At 58.3% G+C, this 12159-nt stretch carries 7 protein-coding genes and 1 pseudogene; 3 read left to right on the forward strand and 5 right to left on the reverse strand.

What is annotated here, in order from left to right:
• Nucleotides 1-114: 114 nt before the first annotated feature.
• Nucleotides 115-261: pseudogene (locus DL237_RS11420) on the forward strand (IS481 family transposase); the annotation flags it as partial.
• A 170-nt stretch (nt 262-431) separates the two neighbouring features.
• Here the strand turns inward: DL237_RS11420 and DL237_RS11425 are convergent.
• On the reverse strand, nt 432-899 hold the full coding sequence (locus tag DL237_RS11425) for a very short patch repair endonuclease (protein WP_325048634.1): 468 nt from the start codon (nt 897-899) through the stop codon (nt 432-434).
• A 98-nt stretch (nt 900-997) separates the two neighbouring features.
• Between DL237_RS11425 and DL237_RS11430 the strand changes: the two genes are divergently transcribed.
• The gene (locus tag DL237_RS11430) at nt 998-2491 is read left to right on the forward strand and encodes a DNA cytosine methyltransferase (RefSeq protein ID WP_119399204.1); all 1494 of its coding nucleotides are present in this window, start codon (nt 998-1000) and stop codon (nt 2489-2491) included.
• 21 nt (nt 2492-2512) lie between these two features.
• Here the strand turns inward: DL237_RS11430 and DL237_RS11435 are convergent, their stop codons facing one another.
• From DL237_RS11435 to DL237_RS11450, 4 genes are read right to left on the reverse strand one after another with little or no spacing between them, the layout of a single operon-like run.
• On the reverse strand, nt 2513-4603 hold the full coding sequence (locus DL237_RS11435) for an AIPR family protein (protein ID WP_119399205.1): 2091 nt from the start codon (nt 4601-4603) through the stop codon (nt 2513-2515).
• A complete protein-coding gene (locus DL237_RS11440) occupies nt 4590-5567 on the reverse strand; it encodes a PD-(D/E)XK motif protein (protein ID WP_199672070.1) in 978 nt (325 codons plus the stop codon). The genes DL237_RS11435 and DL237_RS11440 overlap by 14 nt, the downstream gene beginning before the upstream one ends.
• Entirely contained in the window at nt 5545-8301 is a 2757-nt protein-coding gene (locus DL237_RS11445; protein WP_119399206.1) for a Z1 domain-containing protein, read from the reverse strand. The genes DL237_RS11440 and DL237_RS11445 overlap by 23 nt, the downstream gene beginning before the upstream one ends.
• On the reverse strand, nt 8298-9788 hold the full coding sequence (locus DL237_RS11450; protein WP_119399207.1) for an ATP-binding protein: 1491 nt from the start codon (nt 9786-9788) through the stop codon (nt 8298-8300). Before DL237_RS11450 ends, DL237_RS11445 begins: the two co-directional genes overlap by 4 nt.
• Before the next feature lie 1026 nt (nt 9789-10814).
• Here DL237_RS11450 and DL237_RS11460 point away from each other — a divergent pair.
• Nucleotides 10815-11912, forward strand: a complete 1098-nt coding sequence (locus DL237_RS11460; RefSeq protein ID WP_119399209.1) for an AAA family ATPase — start codon at nt 10815-10817, stop codon at nt 11910-11912.
• Nucleotides 11913-12159: the final 247 nt, after the last annotated feature.

Genomic DNA, 12159 nt, shown 5'->3' on the forward strand with positions numbered 1-12159 from the left:
CCCACATCCCCGACCTACAGGACCAGGAGCTGGCCAGCCTACAATGAAGCGCTCAAGCGCCGGGAACCTCGGCCATCAGGCGATTTGCGCAACAGAGCCCTATGACACCCGTGTCAGCTGCGGACGCACCTCGCAGACTTCATGGCAGCTCACAACTTCGCGCGCAGGCTCAAGACCCTCAACGGGCTTACACCCTACGAATACATCTGCAATATCTGGACTTCAGAACCAGACAGTTTCATCTTGAACCCGATCCACTAAATGCCGGGACTGAACACCGAGAATGCTCGTCACGTGCTTTTTGCAGCGTCGATCACCAATCCCACGGAAAAGGTTTACGGGCAAGGATTTATCGTATCGAAATACCTTGGCGCACGGTCATCCCATTGCATCGCCGTGTTCCCAGTGCGCGGCCACGGTCGGCAGCGACTTTACGCCTCGACGACTGCAACATCTGGCTTGCCCACTTCAGCGAAGTGGACAGGATGATTGGGGCCAAGCTTGATGAAATCCTCTATCATATCAATTGCCTTTGCCAGTCCGGCCTTGTCGAGACAGCACTCCCAGACCACGAGGATGCGCCACCTCTCCTCCAAGAGCCTCTCGACCGCAGCAGCGTCTCTTTCAACATTGGCCCGAAACTTCTCCGCCCAAAAGGAGGCATTAGTGGACGGATTGGTGGCCTTGGAACAACCGGAGTGACGATGCCAGAAACAGCCATGAACCTGTATCGCAACCTTCCATTTCGGCAACACGATATCTGGTCGCCCAGGAAGTCGTTTGTCATGAATGCGAAATCGGAAGCCTCGCGCATGCAATGCCCGGCGGACAAGCATCTCCGGCTTCGTGTTCGTTGCCCTGATCCCCGCCATCATTCGTGATCGCGTTTTCTTGTCCACCACATCCGTCATGAGGGAAATGTAGCCATTTGGCCCCCATTTTCCACCTGGCATTGATAGCAAAACCTGGTAGAGATGCGCGTCCAGGAAGGATCGCCATGACCCGGAAATTTGCCATCATTGATCTATTTGCGGGACCCGGTGGCCTCGGTGAGGGCTTCTCGCGGGCTGGTCGTGCATCCGATGCAGGGATGAAGATCCATCTGTCCGTCGAAATGGATGACCACGCCATCCAGACGCTGCGATTGCGCGCTTTCCTGCGGTCCTTCGACGAGTTTCCTCAGGAATACTACAATGCGCTGAACAAGGGCGCACCTTTTCCTGACTGGTCGGAACTCTATCCATCGAACTGGAAGTTGGCGGAACAGGAGGCCAGGCAGCGGGTTCTGGGTGGGGACGGCGTGTTCGAAGAGCTGGCTGTCGAACTCGACCATACCCGCGAAGCGCACGGAGGAAACACGATCCTGATCGGGGGGCCGCCCTGCCAAGCCTATTCCCTCGCGGGTCGTTCAAGGAACAAGGGCAAGGCTGATTACGTGCCGGAGCAGGATGAGCGGCACTACCTGTATCGAGAATACGTGCGAATTCTGGATCGCCTGAATCCGGCGGCCTTTGTCATGGAGAATGTCAAAGGCATGCTATCGAGCAAGGTCGATGGCGGGGGCATCTTCAGCAGGGTTCTGGATGATCTCGAGGCTTCGGGGGACGGGTATCGACTGCTCCCCCTGGCTCAACCGACACCCGAAGATGGCAGCCGGGCTGAGGCGCGCAGCTTCCTTATCCGGGCCGAAGACCATGGTGTTCCTCAGGCTCGCCACCGTGTCATCATCCTCGGGATACGCAAGGACATCGCGGCAGGTCTGGATTTGGATGGCCCGATCCTGGGGGAACCCCAGCCGCCGGTCACGGTCGGTGAGGCCATCACCGGCATGTGGCAATTGAGAAGCGGTTTGAGCCGACAGGACAGCGTTTACAGTTGGCACCACGCTGTCCGTGAGCAGGCCCTCGCCATCGCGAATGCCAGTGAAATCCCCGACGATGTACAAGCAATCGCGCGCGCGATCGCCTCGGCCAACGATCTGCCTCACCATCGCAGCAGTGGTTGGAAGGGTGAGAAGTCAAAAATGCCGGATCATCTCCAAGCTTGGTTCTCTGACGACCGGTTGCGCACAACACTCCAGCACGAGACCCGCGGCCACATTCCGGAAGACCTCGGGCGGTACATGTATTCGGCCGCCTACACTCATGTATTCAAGAAAGCCCCGAAGCTGATCGAGTTCCCTGAGTTTCTGCAGCCGAAACACAAAAATCGCAGCTCCGGAGACTTCGCCGACCGTTTCCGAACGCAGGCAGCAGGCAAGCCGTCAACGACCGTGACCAGCCACATCTCGAAGGACGGACACTACTTCATCCATCCGGATCCGAAGCAATGCCGCGCGCTGACTGTGCGCGAGGCAGCACGTTTGCAGACGTTCCCGGACAACTACTGGTTCTGCGGCCCACGCACGAAGCAGTATCATCAGGTCGGCAACGCGGTTCCACCCTACCTTGCACATCAAATCGCAACGGCCGTCATGCGGTTGCTGTCGTGAAAACGATGCGACGAAGGCCGATCACTCGCCCGCCGTCGCCTTTTCAGTGATACCGAAGCCGTTGCTCTCCAGCTTGGCGAGCGCCTTGATTGCAACTGCGGTCTGGTTCTCGGTGGGAATACGGTCAGGAATTTTCGCGCAGATTCCCAAGACCTGGTATTCCATGGGAGACAAAAGCTTGTGGCTCCGACCCCATTCTCGCGCTTCGTCCCAGAACTTCGGCCCGAGTTCGAACACCCGAGTTTGATCCTCGACGCTCTTGGTCAATTCGACGTCATCCTTGATCGCGTCGTCCTCACTGCGCGCTTCCTCGGGAGCTATCAGCATTCCCTTGAAGTCTTCCGGGTAATCCAGCTTCGTTTTCCTGAAACGCTCCCAACAGGCCTGCTTCTTGGCCCATTCGCTCATGTTCCGGATGCCTTCCGGCGGGCTGGTGATCAGGCTTTGCGCTTCGGCGGCGGCGACCAGAAGCGCCTCTTCCAAGGGGGATGGGACGGTCTGCATGCGCCAGACCCGTTGGAGATCGACTTGCTTCTCTTCGGCTTCGGCGTCGTGCGCGACCTTGGCGATGGCATAGGTGACGATGTTCGCCCGGTAGCCGCCTTCATACCATTCCTGGGCCGAAACCAGTTTTTCCAATCTGCGGAAGATGATGGCCTTCGCAATCAATTGACGATACCAGACTTCGTCCACCCGGGCGCCACTCTTGCCCCAGACTTTCTGGATCACCCTGGCGAATTCCGCGAAGTTCTTCTGAGCCCCCTTCGAGACCTCTTCAGGACGCCCGCTCCATGAATTCTCGAACTTGGCCAGGTCGGTCTTGGTGAAGAACTGCGACTTCGGGAATTCGGCATCCCATTTGTTCCTCTGAGCAGTTGTCTTCTTGGCGCGTTCGTCTGCGAACTGACCGCGCGCCCGTTCGTAGAACCATTTGGTCTCCCGGTATCCATCTGCTCCGGCCGGTGCGAGGATCTTCCGAGATAGTTCTTCAATGCGAATGTGGAACGGATGGTTGGCAAAGAAGTCCGCGGCGTTGACCTTGTTCTGGCTGTTGGCGAATTCCGAGATCTGCGGGACCACCGTCGGTGCCAGTGTCGGAGGAACGACATTCAGTTTCATCTGGACATAGATGTCTTTAAGACCTTCGCCAGCCAGCTTGCGGGCAGCATGGATTGAGGCTGTAGTCTGACCTCCATTTACGATCTGAAGGTTTTCGGCGCGGGTAATCACCAGACCGTCTTCGGTCTTCTCACAGATGACGTTTTCGGCTGTGGCGGAAAGCCCGTTATTATAGGCAAAAAACATCTGGGGATCATCCTTGATGGTGTCCCTGATGCCTCTGTTCACCTTGCCGCGCGCCTGAAGGAAGCTCCTCACGTTGGCTTCCAGCAGACGGGCACCCCATCGATCGTAAATCTGGGCAAGCTGCGCACCCGGAATGACCGCGAGATAGCTTTCGAGTGCCGTATCCGCCCCGGACGCCCGGAGAACCGGCACTGCACCACCGAATTCTCCGGCGAAATCAATCGTCAGATCTTCGCGGGCTCTGCCCTGTTCGAGGTATGCCTGAAGGCGTTTCAGGTCCCACGAGCTGTAGGTGACGGTCTTTCCGCCAATTTCACCTGCGGGTTTGGCATCCGCCTTCGCCCGGTTGTCCGAATTGGTGACATAGATCAGTTTGATCTTTTCGATAACCGGCCAACGGGTCTGGATAAGCTCGACAAGTTGCGCGGCATTGCTGGTTTCTTCCAGGTCGTCGAGGAATTGCTCCGTCCGCGAATTTCTCAGGAACTCCACCAACTTCGCAAACTGCGTTTGCAGGTGCTTGCCATCAGTTTTGCGCACCTCCGGCGTGATCTGGAAGTCTGTCAGGATCAGTGCAAGCTCACCGTTGGTGTCACGTGGATCGCCGCTGTATCCGCTGACCTGCAATGTGATCCTCCCCCGCTTGCCAGCGAAGTGGCAGTAGTCGGCTTCCTCGATCTCGCCGGCTTCGTTGAGGATCTCTCCAACCTTTTCAAAGAAAGCTTCCTGGACATAGGCGCCCATCGCATCGGCGTTGCCCTGGATATCCGCGATCAGACTCTGATGGAATTCCTCAAGCTCGGACATCCCGTGTCTCCCCCAATAGCAATGTCTTCAAATCTGTTGTGGTCTCGAAGCCGGTGCAGGCGTCGAGGCGTATCGAATAGGCCAGTTCTTCGGTCCCTGCTGGCAGGGGCGGGACAATCCTCGGGAAGCCCTCGACGACCTGAAACAGCCGTGCCGCTCCAAGGTGCCAGCGACGTTCCGGTTCGACGGCGTCTTCCGCATAGGGGCTTTCGGCGATGCGCTGCTCCCACACGTCCAGCACTGCAACATCATCTTCGAACAGCTTCGCCGTTCTGTTCACATGATCCTTCAGGTTGTCACCCTCGGCATCCAGTGCGGTGTCCACATCCTGGACGCGAAGGAACAGCTGGGCTCCGACGATGTCCATCAGTTGGGCCTCGGACGAAATCCGGATCTTCGGATGGGCCGCGCTCCTCCGCGCCTTGACTTCGAAGAACATGCCGGGAAGCTCGAAGTCCTTCGCGCTGTCGTCCGGCCCTTTCCAAGCTTCCACGGCCTTGCTCGGACCGATGATAGCGACGAGCTCGCGCAGAAATGCAAGTTCGCCGACTAGGCCACGTTGCACTTCCAGCGGCATTCCCTGCTTGCCGCCCCGCAAAAGATGGTGCCAGCGCATGGCCCGCCGAAGGGCGCGGCCGAGTGCCCCTTGGAGATCGGCGGCCTCTTCACCCGCAGAAACCACGTCCCGACAAAGTGTTTCGAAAAGGTCGATATGGGCGAATTCGGACAGCGTGATGCAAAGGTGGTTGGCGCCCTCGACGACCCGGTAGAAAACGCCGACATGCTTGAGCTTCGGCAATGGGCGCACCTCTTCGACGCCAGCCGAGAGGCGCAGCACCAAACCCGGAGCCCCGCCAGGCATCCTCACCCAGAAGAAGTCGAATCGCCCCTTGCTGTCGACACGCCGCGCCTCGTTCTCGGCGAGGCTGGCCCACGGTCCCTCAATCGTCCTCATATGCGCCATCGTCATCCTCTTCGGAGCCGTAAATTTCGCGGAACTTCACCATGTTGATGATGTATTCCACCCGATCATTCGGTTTGGCGGACGGGGGAAGGCTGATGCTCCAACCGATCACGGGACGCTCGGGCAGCCGGTCGCGCACGCTCTTGTCACGCAACTGATCAATGTCCTTTTCCTCAGGCCGGCGAACCTGCACGACATGAAGCACGAACAGTGGCTTGTCGCGGACCTGGCGATAGATCCGGTCTGGGAATGACGGGCGCTTTTCCTCGTCCGTTCCATCGAGTTTCTCAGCGGCCAGATATGCTGCTTCAGCTTGCTTGGCCTTTTCCTCATCGATCCCGATACGCTCTACGCCACGGGAAGCAATGCGGGCGCGCTTGCCACTCATGGACAGAAGATGATCGCCGAGGTCGGCGTAACCGATACGGCGCATCTGCGGTCCGACGGTCCAGCCGCCGATATCAAAGTTGTCGGCTTCGCTCTTCACGTCGGTGACAAGAACGTCCCACTCTTTCAGTTCGTCATCTTGCCGATCGCGTATGTAGCCGCGAACCGGCCCGGGTTGGGTCAGGAAGGCTTGTTCATGGTTGCGCCAGGCGAGCAGAAACTGGTCGATCAATTCGACCGGCACGTCCTTCAGAAGATGCCCACCGTTCACCTTGTCAGCTGCCGCCGGTCCAAGTCCTCGTGCGGCCATGCCCTCCAGCAGGCGCACGGCGGCTTCATGGTTCGCTGCAAGTTCCTTTGGCTTGGCCGTGATCTTTGCGGTCTCAACCCAAGCGTTGGACAGGCCGATCAGGATGTGTTTCTGGCCTGACCCCATTTTGTTGCGGGCAGTCACCAAGAGCGATGCTGGGTGGCTGCGCACGGCCAAGCCGAAGTCGGAAGGCGTCGCCTTGGCCTTCTCCATCTTCTTCAACTCGAGATGCAGTTCCTCGCTCGCTTCGGCGATGTGAGCATACCAGTCGATCGCATCGGAGGGCATCCAGATGCGGCACAGATCCTCGTAGCCGCCACGATAGCCGAACCATCGGCCCATCTGCATCAGCGTGTCATACATCATGGTGTTGCGGAGGAACCAGGTGACCGTCAGGCCTTCGAGAGTGAGGCCCCGCGACAGCGAGAAGCCGCCAACGGCAATGACTGTCTGGCCAACGTTGGACTCGCCGGTATAGTCGAGGCCGTTGGCGCGGCTGTTCACCTCGACGACCTTCGCCGCGGCGACCGCTTCAAGCATGGCCGCAAGCACCTTGGACCAGTCCGGCTCGGCGTCGAAATACTCCCTCTCCCAAGTCTCATGCAGATCCGCAATCATCGCGTCGCGCAAAGCGGCGTCACCACGCGCACCGGTGACACGCAGCGAATCCTGAATGCCGCCGACGTATTGGTGCAACCGGTTCCGCAGCAGACCCTGCACCTTCGTGAAGCGGCTCGCATTCACCAGCATCGAGCAGTGTTTCGAGGCTTGGCCGCGCAGATTCCGGATTGTCCGCGCGATCAGAAACGCTCGCACGGCCTCTTTCAGGCTTTCAGGCAATTCATCGACCGTCTGGTCGATGCGGTGCTTCATCGGCAGAACGTCTTCGTTGTCAGTGATGTAGCGCAGCCAGACAGGGGCGCCATCATCGGGAATTCCGTCGATGAAAATCTTCTTCGCGCCGAAGTAGTTCGACGGCGCATCCAACCCCACGATGAAGTGCTTCGGGAAAAGATCTTCCTTGAGCGCTTCGTCATACTGGTCCGGGTCGACGAAAATGTTGGCGAAGGGCGTTGCCGTGTAACCCACGTAACAACTGCGGTGGAACATGTTCAGCAGATCGCGGATCTGCCCATTGATCTTGGTAATCTCGTCCTTCGAATACTTCGTATTGATCGAAGCGTTGTCGGCCTCGTCATCGATCAGCAGCATCGGCTGGTCGATCATCTGATCGTCGCCCCTGGCACTGTTCTCGCGCAGCCAGTCCAACAGGTTGCGCAGCGTGTTGTGGTTCTTCTTGATGACCAGAACCACCGGCACCTTGTATGAATCGATCTGGCTGGTGTTGGTGGACGCCGTGTCCTTTCGGAAGTCGGCGAGTGTATTCGTCAAGCCAACCGGGACATGGCGGTCATCAAACAGTCCGACACCGATGGCGCGGTTCCCCTTCTTGCCCTGCGTTGCCAGCCGCCCGGTATCACGGCCGATGAAGCCTTCGTCGATCCTTTCCTGGGTTTGGTTGCGCAGATTGTTGTGGATGCCCGCGATCACGACGATCAGTCGGTAGCCCGCATCCGCCGCCTTGCAAATCAAGCCGGTGTAGTTCGCCGTCTTGCCGCTCTGGACGTGGCCGACAACCATCCCCCGGCGATCCCATTTCTCATCGAGTCCCGGATTGCCCAAGCGACCGAGGATGCGGTCAGTCAGTTCGTCAGTGGTGGTGATGACGTCTTGTGGCAGGCCGTTCTTGTGCAGCAGCTTTTTGTAACGGTCCCAGTAGAACGGGTCGATGGACGCCTTGGCCTCGTCCAGCCAGGGGCGAAAGCTCTCGTCATCGACCATCGCCCCGAGCCCCATGGTGATGCCGAAACGCTCCTCAATGTCACGTGCGAGCTGCTCGAGGGCATCCGGCCCGGCATTCACGTTCAACGCCCCGTTCATCGTAGTTATGAACGTCCGCAGTTCGCTGCCGCTTTTGCGCTGATGTGCCAGTGATTGCGAAACGACATCATCAAGATGCTTGAGCTCTGCGGTCACGAGGGTTCTCCCTGTATTTCTTCGACAAGCCGTCGAATCGCGTTCTTGTGGTGGATGAACGGCTCGGTCGAGCATAGGGCTCGCACCACGTCATTTCCTGTCATGTTCGAATGCAGCAAAGCCCTGATGGCGATCTCGGCCGAGTCGGCGAAATCCGCGAAATCTGCCGCGTCTTGGGTCACATCCTCGGCGCCGCCCAGCATGTCCGCGTGCAATGCAGCAATGGGCAAGCCGCTGCCCAGAAGACTGATGCAGGTCCTGAACCCATGCCGAAACTCTTCAGGCAGCGCGGCGGCGAAACCGGTGATCGAGGGGTGCTCGACATTGGGGCGGTAGACGATGCCACCATCCCTCTGCACGCGGTTCCAGAGCGGCAGATACTCATCGGACACGAGCTTTCGGCCCCGGCGCTGGTAGGTTCGCTTCGATGTTCCCTGGAGCCGTTCAACGATCCTCCGCAATCGTTCGCGCACAACTGGCGGCATCTGGGCCGATGCCTTGCGAACGTCGATCTTCCAGTCAGAATCCATGGTGTTCGGGATGTCGACACGCACCCTTGCCAGTTTCGTCAGTTCTGTCTGCCGTGCAAGGCCCAGCCAACTGCCGGCGATGATGAGACGGCGCTCACGATAGATGTAGAAGCCTTGGGACCTTAGATGGCCTTCGGGGCCACCGAGGTCTTCCCAAGCCGTCTTCGACATCTTTTTGTGATGGGGAAGCGTGAAGCACTGGGTAACCACTTCGCCGTTGAGCAACGGCAAGATATCTTCGGGATCCGTCTGCGTTGCCGGGTGATCCGTCGCGAAGGGGTCTATCGGCAAGAGCTTTCGGTCGTTCAGCAGTATCCGCAGAGCGGGTTTGCTGCCCTCCATGTAGCGATGGAAGCAGAGCCGCAAGTGGCGCTCCGCACCCGAAATGGCCTTGTTGATTTCAGCTGAGCGCTTTGCAACATCATTCCGGAAGTTCGTCGAGAGCCGATCGAGCTTGCGCCAAAGCACAATGGTCCCGGCATTCGGCAGCCTGTCCGCAGCGGGTATATCTGTCAGGTCATCCTCGAGGTCTACGCGCCAGTCATTGCTCTCCGCAACCTTGTCGAGATCCCATGTCGCGGCAGATGTCTGACCATCCTTCCTGGAGATCACGGTCAACTGGCGGCATTGCGAAAAGCTCGCGCTCTTCAAGCCCAAGCCGAACCGTCCGAGATCATAACCTTCCCGTTCCTGAAGCGGATTCTTCGTCCCAGGCCGCATTGCTTCAATCAACTCGGGTTCGGTCATGCCTGTCCCGTTGTCGACGATTGCGATCCACGGTTCAACTGTCGCCGTTTCTGCGAGAATTTCGACCTTGGTCGCCTTGGCAGTCACCGAATTGTCGATGACATCTGCCATTGCAGTTTCCAAGGTATAACCGAAATCCCTCATACCTTCGATCAGTGATGCCGCGTACGGAGTCGCGTCTGCCTGTCGTTTTGTTGTACGCACAACCATACTTCTCTGCGTTTGAGCAATACATTTTCGCTATGGCCCTCCCTCTCGCGAGCCGTTGCATTTCAATGTGAACACACGGCACACGTAAGTTGAAGATGAAAAGCATTTTCTTTTGGAGCGTTGCGATGGCCGTGAGCCCATTGGAATGTGAGCCTCAGCCAGACTCACACGAACGGCGCGAGCTTGACCCTGACACGTGCTAGCGCGAGTATTTTTCCACAGGCATGCTCTCAGCATGACGGCATCCTCAGTCAGAAAGGAAAGCGCATGATCGGTCCGTTGATCTGCATAGCTGGCATGGTGATCAGCTTCGTAGGGTCTATCCATTGCTGGCTGGTCTACCAGGATTGTGTCCGTCGGGCCCATGTTGACCCTGAACGGGTTAAGAGGTTTGTGGAAAGTGCGCCGCTGCATCTCCTCGCGGAGTTGAAGGCGAAGCGCCCGATCTGTCAGTGCTGCAATGCGCCACTCAGGCTGCAAGGTGAGCAATCGTGAAGGTTCTTCCTGTCTGGCCAGGCGAGGTATCAATGGCATCGCTAATCAATCATTCATGGGCGGCATGCCGAACGGCCGCTACGGGACCTACAGCCTCGGTCAAGTTTGCAGCAGCGCAGCAATAAAAATTAGTGGGTCGCATGGCTCACGCTTTTGGTGAAGTGCGGGCGCCGCCCAGGACACCTGCCGGCCAGTCGGTCTCGCTTTTGCGAAAAACCAAATCCATTTTTTCGGACTAATATCAGCACCTTAGAATCACTTGCAGTGATTTTATCGCTGTGGCATGGGCTCGCCGAGTAATCGTCCACTCCAGATGGAATGGTGCGTCCTTCCCATGTCTGTCCTCTGCGAGTGCCCGATGATACCTGCTCTACATACCCTTAGCCGACACTGAATTCTTCCTGGCCGGCCAGCCTCCGGCTCAGAGAGATGTTCGACGCACAGCGAACTCAGCCTTCCTTGCAATCTGAAGCTCTGCCCGCATGTCTGTCATCATGGCGGCTGGCGGAGCTATGACGAAAGACCCCATCCATGCCCAAAATCCGCTTCATCCTAAGCAAACAGCCTGATCCCGCGCTCGAGGAGGCCGCCATCATCAAGCGTCTCAAGGAATTCTACACCGCCTTGCAGGACAAGCGGCAGATTTCCGAAGGCATCCCCCAGGAAGAGCGCGCGGCGCACAATGAATTATGGCGCTACCCGCAGAATGAGCTCCCGAAATCGCTCGAGATCCGGATCCGGCGATGGGCGCAGAAGATCCGCCGCCGCCATCTGAAGGAGGTCGAGCCAACGCGCCTGTCGCGAGAAGACCGTGCCATGCTGCAGGGCTGTCGCGATGGCGCCGAGATATGCCACCTGCGATCGGCGCATCATATCGACGAGATCGCAACGTCGCTTCATGCGGAGTTTCCCTGGATCGCGGAAGCGACAACCCTTGTTTGGCGCAGCCTTCACCTTAACCTGAAAGAAGGCATTCCCGGGGCCCGGTTTGCGCCAATTCTTCTCGATGGCCCGCCGGGCATCGGCAAAAGCGCTTGGGGACGTCGTCTCGCGCAGCTTCTGGAAACGCCGGATATGATCGTAGACGCGACAGGTGAGAATGCCAGCTTCGGACTCGTAGGCAGCCAACGTGGCTGGTCAAATGCCGGCCCCGGCAGGCTCATTAGCCTGATGCTGATGCGGCAGGTTGCAAATCCGCTCGTCATCATCGACGAAATTGAGAAATCCGGTACGCCCGTGTCCGACAAGGGGCGCGCCTTCAGCCTTCCGAATGCCCTCCTGCCGCTGCTTGAAGACCTGACAGCAAGCAGGTGGACCTGCCCCTATTTCCAGAACCAGTTCGATATGTCGTTCATCAACTGGGTCTTCACCTCCAATAGCCTGCGCGGCCTGCCGGAACCGCTCCTGTCACGGATCCGCATCGTCAGTGTCCCGTCTCCCACCCAGGAACAAATCAATGAACTCGTCCTGCGTGAGGCCGAGAAGCGGCAGCTATCGCCCGCTATCTCAGCGGCCATCACGGCCGCGCTGGCTGGGGCGTTCGAGGCAGGCCATCAGGTCAACATCCGGACCGTCAAACGGATGCTGGAGCTGGGCTCGGACCAACAGGGCCGGCCGATGCTCCATTGACTGGGGCCAACTGGAATATCCATTATAAATCAGATGGTTAAATGAGTTCTCCACATTCATGAAGGCTTGGCGACCCGTTTTCAATTGGGATTTTCGCCGACTTCGCGGAAAATGAGCGCATGGCCCACCCAAGCACTACCGGGTGGGGCAGGACGGAATTTCGCCCAAGACGGGCACCAGAAGCAGAGGTACTGCCGCATCATCACATCTGTCACGCTACCGACAGCGGTTGAGCGTGGCAAGAGTG

The sequence above is a fragment of the Pseudooceanicola sediminis genome (genome assembly GCF_003575965.1).
Taxonomy (GTDB): domain Bacteria; phylum Pseudomonadota; class Alphaproteobacteria; order Rhodobacterales; family Rhodobacteraceae; genus Pseudooceanicola; species Pseudooceanicola sediminis.

Excerpts from the sequence above, each read along its gene's own strand:
- DL237_RS11430 (WP_119399204.1), top strand. The coding sequence starts at position 998 with ATGACCCGGAAATTTGCCATCATTGATCTATTTGCGGGACCCGGTGGC.
- DL237_RS11435 (WP_119399205.1), bottom strand. The coding sequence starts at position 4,603 with ATGTCCGAGCTTGAGGAATTCCATCAGAGTCTGATCGCGGATATCCAG.
- DL237_RS11440 (WP_199672070.1), bottom strand. The coding sequence starts at position 5,567 with ATGGCGCATATGAGGACGATTGAGGGACCGTGGGCCAGCCTCGCCGAG.
- DL237_RS11450 (WP_119399207.1), bottom strand. The coding sequence starts at position 9,788 with ATGGTTGTGCGTACAACAAAACGACAGGCAGACGCGACTCCGTACGCG.
- DL237_RS11460 (WP_119399209.1), top strand. The coding sequence starts at position 10,815 with ATGCCCAAAATCCGCTTCATCCTAAGCAAACAGCCTGATCCCGCGCTC.